Genomic DNA, 18,943 nt, shown 5'->3' on the forward strand with positions numbered 1-18,943 from the left:
GAAGAAATCAACCGCACTTTTTATTCACTAGAAGGCCAAGAATGAACTACGGCTTTCACCAAGGTGGCTAATGGGATAGCAAAAAATACTCCCCAAAATCCCCATAAACCACCGAAAATCAATACAGATACAATAATGGTAAATGGATGCAAATTAACTGCTTCTGAAAATAAAAGTGGTACTAATAAATTACCATCTAATAATTGACTCACAATATAGCTAACAATCAAATACCAAAAAGTTGGAGTGATACCAAACTGAAATACTGCGACTAATACTACTGGAATAGCTACTAACACTGCACCTACGTAAGGGACTAATACAGAAATTCCCACCGCTACTCCAAGCAAGAGTGAATAATTTAATCCGAAAAATAAGAAAATTAAATACGTGATTGCCGCAACTATAATAATTTCAAGAATTTTGCCTCGAATATAATTAGCAATTTGCAGCTTCGTTTCCTTCCAAACTTTATGAGCTAACGTTCGATTACGCGGTAAATATTTTGCAACATAACCCCATAATTCTTGCTTATCTTTTAATAAAAAAAACACCATTAGAGGAACTAAAAAAGCATAAATACCCAAAGTGACTAAACTCAACAATGAAATTAAAGAAAATTTTAAAGCTGATTCACCAAAGCCTAAAATTTTGCTTTTAAAAGTACTTAATAAATTCTCTAACATTTGATAATCAACTACTTCAGGATAATTTTCTGGTAATGAAAGTAACCAATCATTAAAAGTATTAAACATATGAGGTAAATCACTAAAAAGATTAATCATTTGATTTAATAGCATTGGCAAAATCCAAATAATCATCACAAAAGTAATTCCAATGAAACTTCCTAGCACTAAAATAACTGACAATAGACGTGGAAATTTTAATTTATTCGTTAATAAACTCACTGGCCATTCCAATAAATACGCTAATACAATAGCAATTAATAATGGAGCTAATAAGTCACTAAAAAAATAGATAATTATAAATCCAAATAGTAAAATACCTAGTAACGCCACAGCCTGTGGGTCACTAAAACGGCGTTCATACCAATTCTTTAACATCGCTAACATAATTATTCTTTCCTTTTGCGGAAAATTTTCTTTATTATATAGGTAAATTTTATATTGCTTTATTTTAACAAGAAAATATTTTTATGACAGTGACAATTATTCATAATCCAAAATGCTCTAAAAGTCGAGCAGTCTTAGCACTATTAAAAGAGCATAATTTGAATCCAACTATCGAGCTTTATCTAGAAAAATCCTACTCTATCCTTCAATTACAATCTCTAATGAAAAAATTAGGTTTGCAATCTGCTCGTGAAATGATGAGAACGCATGAACAATTATATTAACTTAGGATTAGGAAAGCCAAACTTGACGGAACTAGAATTATTGCAAGCTATTTGTGAAAATCCTTCACTATTAGAACGCCCAATAGTGATCAACGGTGATAAAGCTAAAATAGGACGTCCTCCTGAAAGTATTTTAGCAATTTTATAATTTAGTTTATAATTACGCTTTCATATGAAGCTATTAATAACAAATTGTGAGTGTTTAATCGAAGAGGAAAATGTGGTGACTAACAAAAGCAACAAAATTTTACTTCATCCACGAAGTGGGAATGAAACTATTTATCAACACGAGAAAGGTTTAATTAGCGATAATGCAATATTGGCATTATTACATGATAAACTATTTCGTCAGCGTATAGAAAAGAAACGAAAAGGTAAAGGCAGTTACCAGCGTAGGGAAAAGCATGCTAAAAAATATTTTGAAAACCCGATTATCAAATTTTTGTCAGTAGAGATTTAATAATCGGGTTTTTGTTAAACTTAAATAATGCATACAATGGAGAAAAATATGTCAGTAAAAACAGAGATTTTATATAGTAATAACTGGAATGTACGAATTAGTGATCCTGGTGAAGAAGGTGCTAATAGTCATTTTTTTGAAAAAATTTATATAACTTTAGCTGCACATATTGATGATAAAAATATTTGTTATGAATTTACTCGTAAAGTAGAAGATCAAGTTAAAATCAACCGCACTTTTACTGACATAAAAGAATTATTTAAGTTTTTAGCTGATTATTTGAATGCGATTTCTCTTGGTCTAGTTGGTGTTAAAATTGGTAACTTAGGAGTAAAAGTAGAATAATTCAATATATTAAAAAGTAATTACCCCAAAATATTGGGGTAATTACTGCTTTAGACGTTTAAATATTCCATAATGCTTTGAGCTGCATCACGCCCTTCAGCAATCGCAGTTACGACTAAATCAGATCCTCTTGTAATATCACCACCCGCGAAAATCTTAGGATTAGCTGTTTGTTGCTTTAATTCACCACAAGTAGAAATATGACCATTTTTATCTAAATTTACACCAACTGAGTCTAACCAAGGCAAATCATGTGGAGCGAAACCAAAGGCAATAATTACCACATCACATGGAATAACCTCTTCACTATTTGGGATAATTTCAGCCTTACAGCGTCCATTAACGTCTGCTTCTCCCATTTTAGTCTTTACAATTTTAATGCCAGCAACAATTCCATTTTCAACTATAATTTCAACTGGCTGAGCATTAAATTGGAATTCAACTCCTTCTTCTCTAGCGTTGTTATACTCTTTTCGACTACCTGGCATATTATTAGCATCTCGACGATATACACAAGTGACTGAACGAGCATTTTGCCGAATTGAAGTTCGAACGCAGTCCATTGCTGTATCACCGCCACCAAGTACAATTACTCGTTTATCTTGCATTGAAACATAATCTGGAGAATCAAAGCCAAGTAAGTGCTGAGTATTACTAATTAAAAACGGTAATGCTGAATATACGCCTTGAGTGTCTTCATTTGGAATGTTAGCTTTCATCCCTTGATATACTCCAACAGCTAAAAATACAGCATCATATTCAGCAACTAGATGATCAAGACTGAGTTCTTTTCCAATTTCGATACCTAATTTAAACTCAATTCCCATATCAGTAAAAATCTCACGACGACGAGTCATGACACTTTTTTCCAACTTGAACGATGGAATACCAAAAGTTAGTAATCCACCAATCTCTTGTTGGCGTTCATAAACTGTTACATCAATACCATTGCGAATTAATACATCTGCACAACCCAATCCTGCAGGGCCAGCTCCAACAATAGCTACTTTTTTATCGCATTTTATCAAACCTTTCAGATTTGGTTTCCATCCCATTTCAAACGCTTTTTCCGTAAGGTATTTTTCCATATTACCAATTGTTACTGCACCAAACTCCGAGTTTAAAGTACAAGCATTTTCACACAAACGATCTTGTGGACAAACTCTTCCACAAATTTCAGGTAAACTATTAGTAGTATGAGCAAGATCTACGGCTTCAAAAATCCGCCCCTCATGAACTAATCGTAGCCAGTTGGGAATATTATTATGCAATGGACACTTACTTTGACAATAAGGGTTACCACACTCTAAACAACGATCTGATTGTGCGTTAGCTTGTGATTCACTAAAGATTTGATAAATTTCAATAAATTCTGTTTTTCTGATATTTAAAGGTATCTTTGACGGATCCACTCGTGGTAAATCAATAAACTGGTAAACATTATCACGGCTCATTTTTATTCCTTTCTTTTAATTCTTACTATAAAAGTGCAGCTAAGTTAAAAAGTTTTCATCATTTAACCGCACTTTTAACTCATCAAACAAAGTTATTATTGGGCGACAGTGTGAACTTCAATTTCAGTACGACGCTTATGTCCCAATAAACTATTAACATCATTAGCTTTTGGTTTAACTAGCACAAACCGAGAAACATAATTTTCCCAATCGACTAAAATACGCTCACCAATATCACTTCTAGTCAGCTCTACATGACGAGAAATTAAGCCACGTAAATGTTCTTGATGAGTTGGTAAATCAACAATTCGTAAACCTTCTACTAATTCAGGGTTAATACGACTTTGGAATTTGCCATCATGATCTAACACATAAGCAAAGCCACCTGTCATACCAGCTCCAAAATTAATACCAGTTTTACCAAGAATAGTCACTACACCACCAGTCATATATTCACAACCATTATCACCAATACCTTCAACTACAGCTAATGCTCCAGAATTACGCACTGCAAAACGTTCACCAACTCGACCTGAAGCGAATAATTCACCTCCTGTGGCACCATATAAACAAGTATTTCCAGCTATAGTAGCTTCATCAGATTTAAATGCGACCCCACTATGTGGTTTAACTACTATACGCCCACCAGCCATACCTTTACCTACATAATCGTTAGCATCTCCTGTCAAATTCAAGTTTATGCTACCTGATAACCATGCACCAAAACTTTGCCCTGCTGTACCATTAAAGTTTAAATTAAATTCTTGTAATGGATTACCTCGATTACCATAACGTTTAGCAATCAACCCAGATAATGTTGCTCCTACTGAACGATCAAGGTTGCTAATATCGAAATCTAATTCTACACTTAAACCACGTTCAACAGCATTCTGACTTTGTGCAACGATATCTTTATTTAATAATCCTTTATCAAAAGCAGGGTTAGATTGAGTACAGTAACGGCTACTACCACTTGGTACCTTAGGTGAATAGAGCAATTTGCTTAAATCTAGGCCTCTTTGTTTATCGGTTTTACCTTCAATGATTTCCAATAGTTCTGTTCGACCAATTAAATCAGTTAATTTTTCTATTCCTAGTTGAGCTAGAATTTCACGCACATCTTGAGCAATAAATTTAAAATAATTCATCGCTTTTTCAGGAATACCGTGATAATGCTTATTACGTAAAGTGTCATCTTGAGTTGCAACACCTGTCGCACAGTTATTCAAATGACAAATTCGTAAATAGCGACACCCCAATGCCACCATAGGTGCGGTACCAAATCCAAAACTTTCTGCTCCTAAAATTGCGGCTTTGACAATATCTAACCCTGTCTTTAATCCACCATCAACTTGTAACCGCACTTTGTGACGAAGATTATTTTCTACTAGAGCCTGTTGAGCCTCTGCTAACCCCAACTCCCAAGGACATCCACAATATTTGACACTAGTTAATGGGCTTGCTCCTGTTCCTCCATCATAACCAGCAATAGTGATTAAATCAGCATAAGCTTTCGCCACACCTGTCGCAATAGTTCCTACGCCTGGCAACGATACTAATTTTACTGAAATCAATGCATTTGGATTAATTTGTTTAAGATCAAAAATCAGCTGTGCTAAATCTTCAATAGAATAAATATCATGATGAGGAGGTGGTGATATTAACGTCGAACCAGGCACAGCATAACGCAACTGAGCGATATAAGGTGTCACTTTATCTCCAGGTAATTGACCGCCTTCACCTGGTTTTGCCCCTTGAGCTACTTTTATTTGAATTACTTCAGCATTCATTAAATATGCAGGTGTAACTCCAAAACGACCTGAAGCAACTTGTTTAATTTTTGATACTTTTTCTGTGCCGTAGCGTTTAGGGTCTTCTCCACCTTCACCAGAATTAGAATAACCGCCTAAACGATTCATAGCTATTGCTAATCCCTCATGAGCTTCTGGGCTTAATGCACCAATAGACATCGCTGCACTATCAAAACGCTTATAAAGTTTTTCTGCTGACTCTACTTGCTGTATATCAATTGGGCTACGTGATTCTGTTTTTAACCGCAACATATCACGAATTGTAGTAATTGGACGATTATTCACTGTATCACGAAATTCACAATATTTATTATAATCACCAGTGTTAACCGCTGCCTGCAGGCTATTAATTACCTCTGGATTATAAGCGTGATACTCTCCTTGAGGCTTAAATTTCAGAAATCCACCCATCTCTATATTTTGGCTACGACGCCATGCTCGCCTACGACTTTCGGTAGATTGTTGTTGTAAATCTGCAAAATTTGCACCTTCAATACGACTAGTGATTCCAGGAAAACAAAATGTAATTACATCCGAACTTAAACCAACAATTTCAAATAATCTTGCACAACGATATGAAGACACACAAGAGATTCCCATTTTCGACATAATTTTGTACAAACCTTTATTAATCCCATTACGATAATTAGCGATCACTGTTCGTACAGGTTTATTGATGCCACCTTTTTGAATCATTTGATATAGCGTTTCATAAGCTAAATATGGATAAATTGCTGTTGCACCTAAACCAATTAACACAGCGAAATGATGCGGATCTCGAGCTTCAGCAGTTTCAACGATAATATTAGTGTCACAACGTAAATTAGAATCTACTAAACAAGCTTGTAACGCCCCTACTGCTAATGCACTCGGGATAGGTTGTTTATTTTCAGTAATATAACGGTCAGATAAAATCAATAACACAACATTATTACGTACAGCCTGCTTTGCTTCCGCACAAAGATTCTTAATCGCCTGCTTTAAATCGGACTCATTAGGATTATAAGTCATTTCTAATATTTGGTGTTTATAATGCTCCTGTGACAACTTCAAAATTTGCTGCATGTCAGAATACACTAATACAGGAGATTTAAAATTAACACGATGTGACATTCCTTCCGCTTCAGCAAATACACACATTTCACGACCAATACTTGTTGCCAAACTCATCACATGAGCTTCACGCAGCGGATCAATTGGAGGATTAGTTACTTGTGCAAAAAATTGGCGGAAATAATCAAATAACAATCTTGGACGCTGACTCAATACAGCAAAAGGCGTATCATCTCCCATCGATCCTACTGCTTCTTGCCCATTTTCACCCAATACGCGGATCACATTCTCCAATTCTTCTCTAGTGTATAAAAATTGTTTTAAGTAGACTTGAAGTGTATCTTCGTTTAAATTTCCTTTTCCTACTTCATTGTCAGGTAATTGTTCAAAAGGAATTAAACGCTGAACGTGCTTATCTAACCACGTATGGTAAGGATGTCTTGAACGGACTTCATTATCAATTTCATCAGAATGTAAAACTTTTCCTTTTTTAGTATCGATTACTAGCAGTTCACCTGGTCCAACACGTCCTTTTTCAACAACTTCATCAGGTGCATAATTCCATATTCCTACCTCAGAAGCTATAGTGATTAGACGGTCTTCTGTAATCACATAACGAGCTGGACGCAAACCGTTACGATCAAGGTTACAGGCCGCATAACGACCATCAGATAACACTATCCCTGCAGGACCATCCCAAGGTTCCATATGCATAGAGTTAAAATCATAAAATGCTCGCAAATCGTCATCTATATCTGGATTTTGTTGCCATGCAGGTGGTACAAGTAAACGCATAGCACGGAATAAGTCCATTCCACCTGTCACAAAAAGCTCAAGCATATTATCTAATGAACTGGAATCAGATCCTGTTTCGTTAACAAAAGGAGCCGCACTTTGCAGATCTGGAATTAACGGCGTACGATATTTATAGGCCCTTGCTCTCGCCCAAGCACGATTTCCTGAAATAGTATTAATCTCACCATTGTGAGCTAAATAGCGAAATGGTTGAGCTAGTTTCCAACGTGGCTGAGTATTAGTTGAAAAGCGTTGATGAAATAAGCAAATCGAAGTCTGCATACGTAAATCCGCCAAATCCAAATAAAACTTTGGCAAATCTTTTGGCATGCATAAGCCTTTATAGACAATTGTCTGATTAGAAAAACTACAAATATAAAAATCATTGTGATTAATACGCTTTTCAATACGGCGGCGTGCAATATATAAGCGTCTTAATAAGTCAATTCTACGCCAACCGCTCGGAGCATTAATAAATACTTGTTTAATTAATGGCATATCTGCTAGTGCAATCGATCCTAATACGTTAGGGTTCGTAGGAACATCTCTCCAAGCTACTACTAATAGCGTTTCAATCGCTAATTCTTCATTAATGATATCAATATACTGCTTAGCAAGAGTCTCATCTTGAGGTAGAAAAATTTGTCCGATACCAAAGATTTTAGATAATGAAAAACCACTTTCTTCTGCTATATTTCGAAAAAAACTTTCAGGCATTTGCAACGAAAGTCCACAGCCGTCCCCTGTCTTACCATCAGACAAAATTGCTCCTCGGTGTTGCATACGAGATAGCCCTAAGATCCCATTACGTACAACTTTGTGGCTCTGCACACCGTCAATATTAGCGATTAAGCCAAAACCGCAGTTTTCCCGTTCAAAAGAACGATCATAAAGTGTTGTCATATTTTTACTTCCCAAATAATTATAATTTTTATGAAAATCACCGCTCTTTTCTCAAAACAACAGAGAAATCTGGCTATTTTATGAACCCCTAAATATAAACAATAAAAATAGATTATTCAATAGAAATTATATTCAGTTTTATCGGATTTTATATATCATTTTTAAAAATGAATATTAAATTCAGTATAAAATCTAAATGAGAATTATAATTATCTATCAAATAACTTATACAATAACTAAAAAGAGCGGTAGTTTTTATAAAAAATTTATTTTTATCTTTTTATATATAGAAAAAATCAAAAAATAAGAGCGATGTTCTACCGCTCTTATTATTAAACATGATACGAAAATATAGTTTGTTATTTGCAAGCACAGCTTGTCATTTTTTTCTCAAAACGTTCTGAGACGAAATCCCAATTCACAACATTCCAAAACTCTTTAATGTAATCTGGACGTCGGTTTTGAAATTTCAAGTAATAAGCATGTTCCCAAACATCTAACCCAAGCAATGGATAACCAGCACAACCTGCAATTTCTTTGCCCATCAATGGAGAATCTTGATTAGCAGTAGAAACTACTGATAATTTACCTTTTTCGTCAATCACAAGCCACGCCCAACCAGAACCAAAACGAGTAGTTGCTGCTTTTTCAAATTCTACTTTAAACGCATCAACTGAACCAAAATCTCGTTCAATCGCTTCTTTTAATGCTCCCTGTAGAATCGTTCCTTTTTTTAAAGACTTCCAAAATAAAGAATGGTTAACATGTCCACCAACATTATTACGAAGTGCGGTCAATTTATCAGCAGGAACTTCTGCCAATTTAGTTAGCAATGCTCCTGGACAGATTTCTGAAAATTCGGGTAAATTTTCAATGACCAAATTAGCATTATTAACATAAGTTTGATGATGTTTACTATGATGAATTTCCATTGTCATTGCATCAAAGTGAGGTTCTAATGCATCATAAGCATAACCTAACTCAGGTAGAGTATAAGCCATAATATTTTCCTTATTAAATAAAAATGTTAGAGTAAATCGCGGACATTCTAACAAAAAAATTGATTTAGATCATTAAAAGTTTACTTTTTGTTAAAATAATAGTAACTATTAGTAAAAAATAAGGGCGAAACTAATTCGCCCTTTTAGCTAAAAAATTAACGTTAAACCTGAGATTTTACAGCTGCGACTGCTATCATATTAATAATTCGGCGAACCGATGAAGCTGAAGTCAATACATGTACTGATTTTTCAAACCCCATTAAAATAGGACCAATAGTAACTGCATTGCTTGTTCCTTGTAATAAATTCAAGCTAATACGAGCTGTTTCCATATTTGGCATAATTAATAAATTTGCAGCCCCCTTAATTGGACTATCGGGCATTACTTCATTTCGTAAGCTTTCTGATAACGCAATGTTGCAACGCATTTCTCCATCAATAATTAAGTCTGAATCAGCTTGACGAACTAGCGGTAAAACACCTTTCATTTTTACCGCACTTTCATCTTCAAAAGAGCCATAATTAGAATGAGAAACTAATGCAACTTGTGGCTTAATACCAAAATGTTGCATCTCTTGTGCTGACATCAATACAATCTTCGCTAATTCTTCTGTAGTTGGATTTGGGTTAACAAAGGTATCAGCGATAAATAAATTTCCTATCGGTAAAATTAGCCCATTGACGGTTGCAGGGATTTCACCATCTTTGACTTTCATCACTTTTCTTAGTTCTTTCAAATGCGATCCATAAGGTCCAACTAAACCACACAGTAAGGAATCAGCTTTTCCTAATTCAACTAACATTGCTCCAAGTGCGGTAGAATTATGACGCATTTTGAGTTTCGCACCAGATTCCGTCATACCATGGCGTTTTAATTTATGATGATAAGCCGTCCAACACTCATCAAAATATGGGTTACTCTCAATATCAATAACTTTAAAATCTATGTCCTTTTTAATAAGTAATCCCAATTTTTTAATCTGTTGTTCAATTACCGCTGTTCGACCAATTAAAATTGGCTCAGCAATACCTAAAGTTGCTACTTCTTGAACTGCATGTAACACTCTAGATTCCTCACCATCTGTCAACAACACTCGTTTTTTGTCTTGTTTTGCTTTTGCAAACACAGGTTTCATAAACAAATTAGTTTTATAAACAAATTGACTAAGTTTTTCGACATAAGCATCAAAATCTTCAATAGGGCGAGTCGCAACGCCACTATCCATTGCAGCTTTAGCAACGGCTGGAGCAATTTTCACAATTAAACGAGGATCAAAGGGTTTTGGGATCAGATATTCCGCCCCAAAAGAGACTTCGTTGCCACCATAAGCTGATGTGACAACTTCATTTTGCTCTGCCAGTGCAAGATCTGCGATAGCATACACGGCAGCCAATTTCATTTCCTCATTGATCGTAGTAGCACTTACATCTAATGCACCACGGAAAATAAATGGAAAACAAAGTACGTTATTAACTTGATTTGGATAATCTGAACGCCCCGTACATACAATAGCATCAGGACGCACAGCTTTAGCCAATGGCGGTAAAATTTCGGGTTCTGGATTAGCTAATGCTAGAATCAAAGGATTTGGTCCCATAGATTTTACCATTTCTTGAGTTAATGCCCCCGCTGCAGAGCATCCAAGGAAAATATCGGAATCAGGAATCACATCACCTAAAGTCCTTGCACCATTATCATCAACGGCATAGCGCTTTTTAGTATCGTCTATATGAGCATCACGCCCTTTGTAAATCACACCTTTAGAATCGCATACAGTGATATTTTCTCGTTTCATACCAAGCGATACTAATAAATTTAAACACGCAATAGAGGCTGCTCCTGCTCCAGAAGCTACTAATTTTACATTTTCAATTTTTTTATTCACAATGCGTAAGCCGTTAAGTACTGCCGCTGCAGAAATGATCGCTGTTCCATGTTGATCATCATGGAATACTGGAATTTTCATGCGTTCCCGTAACTTCTGTTCAATATAAAAACATTCTGGAGCTTTTATATCTTCAAGATTAATACCACCAAAGGTAGGCTCAAGTGCGGCTATAATCTCTACTAATTTATCGGGATCTTTTTCATCGATCTCAATATCAAAAACATCTACGTCTGCAAATTTTTTAAATAAAACTCCTTTCCCTTCCATAACAGGCTTACCCGCAAGAGCCCCTATATTACCTAATCCCAAAACCGCTGAGCCATTAGATATCACAGCAACAAGGTTACCACGGGCAGTATAACGATAAGCAGCGGCTGGATCTGCTTGAATTTCTAGACAAGGCACCGCAACACCTGGCGAGTAAGCCAATGCTAAATCTCGCTGAGTTGCAAGTGATTTACTTGGTGTTACTTCAATTTTTCCTGGTTTTGGAAATTCGTGAAAATCTAATGCGGCTTGACGTAGTTGAAAATCCATAAAAATCCCTCTTTTATATGCCTGTTAAATAAAAAATTTATCTTTTCATTATAGGTAATTAAAAAAATAAAATCTGTGATATAGAACACATTATTTAGATTTATCTTACAAAAATTACCGCACTTTTGCTGCTTCAAATAGGTTTTCTACCAAATATGTAGTAGAATAACCACCTTATAGAACAACATCTAATCATTTCATGAGACTAGACAAATTTCTTGCTGAAAATACAGGCATGACTCGTTCTCAAGCCAATAAAATCTTAAGTAAAAGTGCGGTTACAGTTAATGGCAATATCGAGAAAAAAGGTTCAACACAAATTACGCTAAACGACGAAATTTACCTTGAAGGAAAACGTTTAGTGCAAATAAAAAGTGGTTTATACATCATGTTGAATAAGCCTGAAGGCTATGTCTGTAGCCATGACGATACAAACCACCCTACAATTTACAGTTTATTTGATTATCCTTTAGCCATAAAATTACATAGTGCTGGACGCTTAGATGCCGATACAACAGGATTGATTTTACTGACAGACGATGGACAATGGTCGCATCGCATTACATCTCCTAAAAAGCTATGCGAGAAAACGTATTTAGTCACTCTTGCTACTCCAGTAGAAAGTCATTATCAACAAGCGTGTGAGCAAGGTATTTTATTACGTGGTGAAAAACACCCAACCAAACCAGCAAAACTAGAGTTTATTGATGATTACAATGTCAATCTAACTATATGCGAAGGTCGCTATCATCAAGTAAAGCGTATGTTTGCTGCTCTAGGAAATAAAGTTGATAAACTACATCGTTGGAAAATTGGCAATATTGAGTTGGACTCTAATCTAGCAGAGGGTGAGTTCCGCTATCTTAACATTGATGAAATAAATTCTTTTTAGCTAAGGATAAATATGGAAACTAATAAAGCACAAAAAGCAGGGATTATTTTTATTTTGACTTTAGGTGTTCTTTCAATGTTACCACCTTTAGGGGTAGACATGTATTTGCCTGCTTTTTTAAATATTGCTCAAGATCTTAATGTTAGTCCAGAGCAAATTCAGCACACGCTAACTTTTTTTACGCTCGGCATGGCAATTGGTCAATTGTTTTGGGGACCTGTAGGTGATAGCTACGGTCGAAAGCCAATTATTTTACTCGGTGTAATTGTAGCCGCAATAACAGCATTTATGTTAACGAATATAAACAGTATTGGAAGTTTCACTACGCTGCGTTTTATACAAGGTTTTTTTGGAGCTGCTCCTGTCGTTCTTGTTGGGGCTTTATTGCGTGATTTATTTTGCAAAGAAGAACTTTCTCGTGCTATGTCAATGGTTACGTTAGTACTAATGATAGCGCCATTGCTTGCACCAATCGTTGGTGGTTATATCGTATCTTACTTCCACTGGCATGCTATTTTCTACGTTATTTCTTTAATGGGATTTTTATCTGTTTTATTGGTCTTTTTAATCATTCCAGAAACTCATCAAAAAGAAAATCGAATCCCCTTGAGATTAAGCACTATTACTCGTAACTTTGTAATTTTATGTAAGAAAAAAGAAGTGATTGGATATATGTTCATGAGCTCTTTTGGTTTTGGTGGTTTATTCGCATTTATCACAGCAGGGTCAATCGTTTACATTGGCATTTATGGTGTACCTGTACAAAACTTTGGTTATTTTTTTATGATTAATATTATTTTTCTAACACTAGGTACATTACTCAATGGGCGTTTTGTGTCAAAGATCGGCACAGAAAGAATGCTACAAATTGGACTAACTATTCAATTTATCGCTGGAATTTGGTTATTTTTAACCGCTCTTTTTAACTTAGGATTTTGGTCAATGGTGATCGGTATAGCATTATTCGTTGGACAAAACTCAATCATTGGTTCAAATGCAATGGCTTCAATTTTAGAAAAATTTCCATCCATTGCAGGTACAGCTAATTCAATGGTTGGCAGTGTTCGTTTTGGTATCGGTGCAATGGTCGGTTCACTAGTAGCGTTAATTGAAATGAAAACAGCAACACCTATGTTATTCACAATGACTGCTTGCTCCATAATTTCTGTTGCATTCTATTATTTCTTCACCTATCGAAATTTAAAATAAGGAATCTTATGGCATTAAGATCTTGTCCCGAATGTCGGAAAAAAATTAGCGAAACAGTTATAATTTGTCCTAGATGTGGCTTCTCTTTTCAAGAAGCTAACTTAGAAATTTACCGACAAAAATTAGAGCAACAACGTTTACATAACCAGGAAATTAATCGCAAAAGCATCAAAATTCATTTATTTTGGTTATTTATTTTTTCACTTGTCATCGGAATCGCAGGATGGCTGACAAGCTAAAATCAATATTAAATGAGCCAAAGATTTTAAAATTTTCACTTTTTATTAGTTTTATTGCTACACTCAAATTCAATATATTCTTAACCAATATAGTTGCTAATATCGTGTTAAAAAATCACCGCACTTAATTTGATTCGAATTGATTGTTTAGCCCTCAATTTAATTCCTTAGAAAAAAATTATAGACTTTTCACATAAAAATGATAATTTCCTTTGACTAATCCTCAATCAAAAGGTAATATTCACGCCCTATGCAAAAGGTAAAATTACCCCTAACTACAGATCCGATAAAAAATGCACAGCGAAGGTTGGATTACGAAGGATATTATTCGTCAACTCAGCTTAAGCGGCTGACGGAATCTGTTGTTAACGTGTTCAGCGAAGCACAGGTTACGTTATCATTTTTCATTGATCCACAAAAATTAGTAGTGATGAAAGGTCATGCAAAAGTTGATGTTGAGTTAGAATGTCAACGTTGTGGTGAATCTTTCTATCAAACGTTGGATTGTGAGTTTACTTATAGTCCTGTATCTAATTTGGATCGATTAGAAGAGTTACCTGAAATCTATGAGCCCGTTGAATTAAATGAATTTGGCGAGATTGATTTGATAGGTTTGATAGAAGACGAGTTTCTACTTGCTCTTCCGATTGTTCCTAAACATTCATCTAATATTTGTAAACAAATTGAAAGTGAACAAATTTTTGGTGAATTACCAGAAGAATTATCGAAAAAGCCGAATCCTTTCGCTGTGTTAGCTAGTTTAAAAAAAGACTAAATGTAGGAGTATAGCCAATGGCTGTTCAACAAAATAAAAAATCCCGTTCACGTCGTGATATGCGTCGTTCACATGATGCTTTAACTACTGCAGCAGTGTCAGTGGATAAAGCAAGTGGTGAAACTCATTTACGTCACCATGTAACTGCCGATGGTTACTATCGTGGTCGTAAAGTAATCAATAAGTAATTTTTTACTTTAAGGTTATCAATTGAGTCGTCTAACTATTGCGTTAGATGCAATGGGCGGGGACATAGGTCCCCGTGTTACTATACCCGCATCGATAAAAGCATTGCAGAAAGACCCAATGCTGTCTTTGTTGTTGTTTGGTGATAGCTACCAAATCCGTCCTTTACTTGAGCAAGTTCCCGAATCAATTCAATCACGTTTAACATTAATCCATTGTTCTCGCGTTATTGAGAATAATCAAGGTCTGTCTTACGCCTTACGTCACAGTAAAGGCACATCAATGCGTTTAGCCATTGAAGCCGTTCAAAAAGGTAATGCACAAGCGTGTGTGAGTGCGGGCAATACTGCTGCATTAATGGGACTAGCTAAGATTATCTTGCAACCTGTACAAGGAATAGAACGACCAGCTTTAATTTCCACTTTACCTACTGTAACTGGCGAACGTTCAGTTATGTTAGACTTAGGTGCCAATATAGATTGCAGTGCAGAAAATCTCTATCAATTTGCTTTAATGGGAGCTGTATTTGCTGAACAAAACTTAGAATTAGTTTACCCTAGAATTGCATTACTAAATATTGGTATTGAAGAAATAAAAGGTAATAAAGCTATTCGTGAAGCTGCTGAAATGTTAAAAAAACATACCGCACTTAACTATACAGGATTTATTGAAGGCGATCTTTTACTAAATGGTAAAGCTGATGTAATCGTAAGCGATGGTTTTATTGGTAATGTTGCTCTAAAAACCCTTGAGGGTTCAGCCAAAAACATGATTTCTTTGTTCAAAAGAAATTCATCTGCAAATACAATTATCCATAATTTAAAAGGACTTGCTAGCAAAGCTATAATGCAACTTTTTTTAAAGGATAGCTATCGACAGTTGAAAAAAATTAATCCTGATCAGTATAATGGAGCATCACTAATCGGACTCACTGCTGTTGTAGTAAAAAGTCATGGAGGTGCAAATATCGATGGCTTCGCTTATGCTATCTCTGATGCGGCACTTCAAGCAAGAAAAAAAATTCCAGAGAAAATTTTGTCTGGGTTAGAAAAATATTAACCATTTAACGTTTAAATTATCTAAAAAATTATGTACAGTAAAATTTTAGCAACGGGAAGTTATGTTCCAGTCCACGTCAGAACAAATGCCGATTTAGAAAAAATGGTAGATACATCTGATGAATGGATCACAACTCGCTCAGGTATTAAAGAACGTCGTATTGCAGCCGTTCATGAAACAGTAGCAACTATGGGGTTTGAGGCGGCGAAGAAATGCCTAGAAACCGCTAAAATTAATCCGAATGAGATTGACTTAATTGTAGTAGGTACCACAACTAATTCTCACGCTTATCCAAGTGCGGCTTGTCAAATTCAAGGTCTGCTACAAATAGCTGATGCTGTTGCATTTGATGTTGCAGCTGCTTGTTCAGGATTTATATACGCATTGAGCGTTGCAGATCAATTTATTCGTACAGGACAAGTTAAAAAAGCTCTTGTAATTGGTTCAGATATTAATTCAAGAAACCTTGATGAAACGGATCGTGGCACTGTCATTCTATTTGGCGATGGTGCAGGAGCCGTACTTTTACAGGCTAGCGAAGAACCAGGAATTTTATCAACACATCTCCATGCTAATGCAGAAAAAAATGAAATGTTGACATTACCTAGTGCTGATAGAGGAAACGCCAAATCAGGTTTTATTCAAATGCAAGGAAATGAAACTTTTAAACTTGCTGTACGGGAGTTATCCAGTGTAGTAGAAGAAACTTTACGAACAAATAATTTAAATAAATCTGCAATTGATTGGCTTGTACCGCACCAAGCAAATTTGCGTATTATCACTGCGACAGCAAAAAAATTAGAAATGGATATGTCACAAGTTGTGATAACTTTAGATCGCTATGCTAATACTAGTGCAGCAACAATCCCTATTGCATTAGATGAAGCGGTACGAGATGGACGCATCAAACGTGAGCAATTACTGCTGTTAGAAGCCTTTGGTGGTGGCTGGACTTGGGGTTCGGCTTTAGTTCGCTTTTAAATTGAATAAAAATTACTCTAATTTACACCGCACTTATCTATATAACAGTGAAAAGTGCGGTCATTTTTCAACTTTAATTAGTAAGGGCAAACAATGAAAAAATTTGCAATGGTTTTCCCAGGACAAGGTTCGCAAAGCGTGGGAATGCTAGCAGAGCTAGCAACTCAATTTTCCATAGTAGAAGAAACCTTTAAACAGGCATCTGATGTACTAGGCTATGATTTATGGCAGTTAGTTCAACAAGGTCCTGCTGAAGAATTAAACAAAACATGGCAAACTCAACCTGCACTTTTAACTGCTTCAGTTGCTATCTATCGAGCATGGCAACAACAATATCCTGAATTTAAACCAGCAATAATGGCTGGACACAGTTTAGGAGAATATTCAGCTTTGGTTTGTGCAGAAGCAATTGATTTTCAAGAAGCTGTAAGTTTAGTTGAACTGCGAGGTAAATTAATGCAACAAGCAGTTCCTGAAGGAACAGGGGCTATGTATGCAATTATTGGATTAGACAATGAAAGCATCATTCGTGCGTGTAAAGAAGCAGAACAAGGTGAAGTCGTATCCGCAGTAAACTTTAATTCAATAGGACAAGTCGTTATTGCTGGAACAAAATCAGCAGTAGAACGTGCAGCAATAGTTTGTAAAGCAGCGGGTGCAAAACGAGCATTACCGTTATCTGTTAGTGTACCTTCTCACTGTGCTTTAATGAAACCTGCAGCAGATCAATTAGCTATAGCATTAGAAAATATCACAATTAAAACCCCTGTTGTTTCCGTCATAAATAACGTTGATGTTAAAACTGAAACAGAAGTCGATCAAATTCGCACCGCACTTATTCGTCAGCTTTATAGCCCTGTACGTTGGACAGAGTCTATTGAGAAAATTGCTCAAAGTGGTGTTGAAATCTTATTTGAAATTGGGCCGAATAAAGTGCTAACGGGCTTAACTAGCCGCATTGTAAAAGAATTAAAATCAGTTGCAGTAAATGATAACAATTCATTGTCTAACGTGAAAAATTTACTTAATGGAGAATAATATGCAAGGAAAAATTGCATTAGTCACAGGTGCGACACGAGGAATCGGTCGTGCAATCGCAGAGGAATTAAGCCGTAGAGGTGCATTTGTCATCGGTTCTGCGACTTCACAACGAGGTGCAGAAGCAATCTCGGCTTATTTAGGCGAAAAAGGTAAAGGTGTGGTCCTGAATGTAGCAGATCAAGAATCTATTGAGTCAGTATTGGCTCAAATAAAATCGGATTTCGGTGATATTGATATTCTAGTCAATAACGCAGGTATCACGAAAGATTGTCTGCTAATGCGAATGAAAGAAGAAGATTGGTTTGATCTATTACAAACTAACTTAACTTCTGTTTTCCGCTTATCTAAAGCTATGCTACGTACAATGATGAAAAAGCGTTATGGTCGGATTATTACCATTGGTTCTGTTGTTGGTTCTACTGGTAACCCTGGTCAAACTAATTACTGTGCAGCAAAATCTGGTTTAATTGGTTTTACTAAAGCATTAGCAAAAGAAGTTGCTTCTCGTGGAATTACTGTTAATGTAGTTGCACCAGGTTTTATAGCAACAGACATGACTGCAGTTCTTACTGATGAACAAAAATCTGATATTTTGTCGCAAGTTCCTGCAGGACATTTAGGTGAACCTAAAGACATTGCTAAAGCAGTAGCATTTTTAGCATCTGATGATGCAGCTTACATTACTGGCACAACATTGCACGTCAATGGCGGCATGTATATGGCATAAATGAAAGAAAACGATTCAAAACTATTTTAAGTTTGGAATTTATTTAACAAAAGCATAGCAAAATAGCGGTGTTTTTGCTAAAATTTTATAGCAATGTAACTTTGTTACGTTGCCTGTTGCGTTAAGGCAACGTAACGTAACTTACAATTGTGTGTATTTGAATTATTACTGTTTGTGGTTTGACCTTGAAAAAATGGGTTGCAACTTTGCGAAAAATACATACACTATA

General features: G+C 35.7%; 15 protein-coding genes and 2 pseudogenes. 12 read left to right on the top strand and 5 right to left on the bottom strand.

Annotation, left to right across the window (positions count from 1 at the left end; translation table 11 throughout):
- Nucleotides 1–20 precede the first annotated feature (20 nt).
- Entirely contained in the window at nucleotides 21–1,073 is a 1,053-nt protein-coding gene (locus ACFQ02_RS06645) for an AI-2E family transporter (protein WP_380820849.1), read from the bottom strand.
- Between the two features lie 83 nt (nucleotides 1,074–1,156).
- On the opposite strand from ACFQ02_RS06645, the pseudogene arsC reads away from it, so the two are divergent.
- From arsC to ACFQ02_RS06660, 3 genes and pseudogenes are all read left to right on the top strand, one after another.
- Nucleotides 1,157–1,505 (top strand): annotated as a pseudogene (gene arsC, locus ACFQ02_RS06650) (arsenate reductase (glutaredoxin)).
- Between the two features lie 96 nt (nucleotides 1,506–1,601).
- Nucleotides 1,602–1,894 (top strand): annotated as a pseudogene (locus tag ACFQ02_RS06655) (alternative ribosome-rescue factor A).
- Nucleotides 1,866–2,162: a DUF5377 family protein gene (locus tag ACFQ02_RS06660; RefSeq protein ID WP_380820851.1), complete on the top strand. Its 297-nt coding sequence runs from the start codon at nucleotides 1,866–1,868 to the stop codon at nucleotides 2,160–2,162. The pseudogene ACFQ02_RS06655 and the gene ACFQ02_RS06660 overlap by 29 nt, the downstream one beginning before the upstream one ends.
- A gap of 50 nt (nucleotides 2,163–2,212) precedes the next feature.
- Here ACFQ02_RS06660 and ACFQ02_RS06665 read toward each other — a convergent pair whose 3' ends face one another.
- From ACFQ02_RS06665 to ACFQ02_RS06680, 4 genes are all read right to left on the bottom strand, one after another.
- Nucleotides 2,213–3,616 carry an FAD-dependent oxidoreductase gene (locus ACFQ02_RS06665; RefSeq protein ID WP_380820853.1) on the bottom strand — a complete coding sequence of 468 codons (1,404 nt, stop codon included), beginning with the start codon at nucleotides 3,614–3,616 and terminating at the stop codon, nucleotides 2,213–2,215.
- Between the two features lie 95 nt (nucleotides 3,617–3,711).
- Entirely contained in the window at nucleotides 3,712–8,178 is a 4,467-nt protein-coding gene (gltB, locus tag ACFQ02_RS06670; protein ID WP_380820855.1) for a glutamate synthase large subunit, read from the bottom strand.
- A gap of 359 nt (nucleotides 8,179–8,537) precedes the next feature.
- Nucleotides 8,538–9,179 (bottom strand): superoxide dismutase [Mn], encoded by a 642-nt coding sequence (sodA, locus tag ACFQ02_RS06675; RefSeq protein WP_380820857.1) that lies wholly within the window; start codon nucleotides 9,177–9,179, stop codon nucleotides 8,538–8,540.
- 161 nt (nucleotides 9,180–9,340) lie between these two features.
- A complete protein-coding gene (locus ACFQ02_RS06680; RefSeq protein ID WP_380820860.1) occupies nucleotides 9,341–11,605 on the bottom strand; it encodes an NADP-dependent malic enzyme in 2,265 nt (754 codons plus the stop codon).
- 199 nt (nucleotides 11,606–11,804) lie between these two features.
- Between ACFQ02_RS06680 and rsuA the strand changes: the two genes are divergently transcribed.
- From rsuA to fabG, 9 genes are all read left to right on the top strand, one after another.
- Entirely contained in the window at nucleotides 11,805–12,497 is a 693-nt protein-coding gene (gene rsuA, locus ACFQ02_RS06685) for a 16S rRNA pseudouridine(516) synthase RsuA (protein ID WP_380820861.1), read from the top strand.
- Nucleotides 12,498–12,509: 12 nt separating this feature from the next.
- On the top strand, nucleotides 12,510–13,706 hold the full coding sequence (locus tag ACFQ02_RS06690; RefSeq protein WP_380820863.1) for a Bcr/CflA family multidrug efflux MFS transporter: 1,197 nt from the start codon (nucleotides 12,510–12,512) through the stop codon (nucleotides 13,704–13,706).
- Nucleotides 13,707–13,714: 8 nt separating this feature from the next.
- Nucleotides 13,715–13,945, top strand: coding sequence for a zinc ribbon domain-containing protein (locus ACFQ02_RS06695; RefSeq protein ID WP_380820865.1), 231 nt, complete (start codon nucleotides 13,715–13,717; stop codon nucleotides 13,943–13,945).
- A 250-nt stretch (nucleotides 13,946–14,195) separates the two neighbouring features.
- A complete protein-coding gene (gene yceD / locus ACFQ02_RS06700) occupies nucleotides 14,196–14,720 on the top strand; it encodes a 23S rRNA accumulation protein YceD (protein WP_380820867.1) in 525 nt (174 codons plus the stop codon).
- A gap of 17 nt (nucleotides 14,721–14,737) precedes the next feature.
- Nucleotides 14,738–14,908, top strand: a complete 171-nt coding sequence (gene rpmF, locus ACFQ02_RS06705; protein WP_005544470.1) for a 50S ribosomal protein L32 — start codon at nucleotides 14,738–14,740, stop codon at nucleotides 14,906–14,908.
- A gap of 22 nt (nucleotides 14,909–14,930) precedes the next feature.
- On the top strand, nucleotides 14,931–15,965 hold the full coding sequence (gene plsX, locus ACFQ02_RS06710) for a phosphate acyltransferase PlsX (RefSeq protein WP_380820871.1): 1,035 nt from the start codon (nucleotides 14,931–14,933) through the stop codon (nucleotides 15,963–15,965).
- A gap of 30 nt (nucleotides 15,966–15,995) precedes the next feature.
- Nucleotides 15,996–16,946, top strand: coding sequence for a beta-ketoacyl-ACP synthase III (locus tag ACFQ02_RS06715; protein ID WP_380820873.1), 951 nt, complete (start codon nucleotides 15,996–15,998; stop codon nucleotides 16,944–16,946).
- A gap of 93 nt (nucleotides 16,947–17,039) precedes the next feature.
- On the top strand, nucleotides 17,040–17,984 hold the full coding sequence (gene fabD / locus ACFQ02_RS06720) for an ACP S-malonyltransferase (protein ID WP_380820875.1): 945 nt from the start codon (nucleotides 17,040–17,042) through the stop codon (nucleotides 17,982–17,984).
- A 1-nt stretch (nucleotide 17,985) separates the two neighbouring features.
- Nucleotides 17,986–18,714, top strand: coding sequence for a 3-oxoacyl-ACP reductase FabG (fabG, locus tag ACFQ02_RS06725; RefSeq protein WP_380820878.1), 729 nt, complete (start codon nucleotides 17,986–17,988; stop codon nucleotides 18,712–18,714).
- Nucleotides 18,715–18,943: the final 229 nt, after the last annotated feature.

This window comes from Seminibacterium arietis, assembly GCF_042675725.1.
In the GTDB taxonomy this organism is placed as follows: Bacteria; Pseudomonadota; Gammaproteobacteria; order Enterobacterales; family Pasteurellaceae; genus Seminibacterium; species Seminibacterium arietis.

Excerpts from the sequence above, each read along its gene's own strand:
- rsuA (WP_380820861.1), top strand. The coding sequence starts at position 11,805 with ATGAGACTAGACAAATTTCTTGCTGAAAATACAGGCATGACTCGTTCT.
- rpmF (WP_005544470.1), top strand. The coding sequence starts at position 14,738 with ATGGCTGTTCAACAAAATAAAAAATCCCGTTCACGTCGTGATATGCGT.
- yceD (WP_380820867.1), top strand. The coding sequence starts at position 14,196 with ATGCAAAAGGTAAAATTACCCCTAACTACAGATCCGATAAAAAATGCA.
- ACFQ02_RS06690 (WP_380820863.1), top strand. The coding sequence starts at position 12,510 with ATGGAAACTAATAAAGCACAAAAAGCAGGGATTATTTTTATTTTGACT.
- gltB (WP_380820855.1), bottom strand. The coding sequence starts at position 8,178 with ATGACAACACTTTATGATCGTTCTTTTGAACGGGAAAACTGCGGTTTT.
- ACFQ02_RS06680 (WP_380820860.1), bottom strand. The coding sequence starts at position 11,605 with ATGGATTTTCAACTACGTCAAGCCGCATTAGATTTTCACGAATTTCCA.
- ACFQ02_RS06665 (WP_380820853.1), bottom strand. The coding sequence starts at position 3,616 with ATGAGCCGTGATAATGTTTACCAGTTTATTGATTTACCACGAGTGGAT.
- ACFQ02_RS06660 (WP_380820851.1), top strand. The coding sequence starts at position 1,866 with ATGTCAGTAAAAACAGAGATTTTATATAGTAATAACTGGAATGTACGA.
- sodA (WP_380820857.1), bottom strand. The coding sequence starts at position 9,179 with ATGGCTTATACTCTACCTGAGTTAGGTTATGCTTATGATGCATTAGAA.
- ACFQ02_RS06645 (WP_380820849.1), bottom strand. The coding sequence starts at position 1,073 with ATGTTAGCGATGTTAAAGAATTGGTATGAACGCCGTTTTAGTGACCCA.
- fabG (WP_380820878.1), top strand. The coding sequence starts at position 17,986 with ATGCAAGGAAAAATTGCATTAGTCACAGGTGCGACACGAGGAATCGGT.
- fabD (WP_380820875.1), top strand. The coding sequence starts at position 17,040 with ATGAAAAAATTTGCAATGGTTTTCCCAGGACAAGGTTCGCAAAGCGTG.
- ACFQ02_RS06715 (WP_380820873.1), top strand. The coding sequence starts at position 15,996 with ATGTACAGTAAAATTTTAGCAACGGGAAGTTATGTTCCAGTCCACGTC.
- ACFQ02_RS06695 (WP_380820865.1), top strand. The coding sequence starts at position 13,715 with ATGGCATTAAGATCTTGTCCCGAATGTCGGAAAAAAATTAGCGAAACA.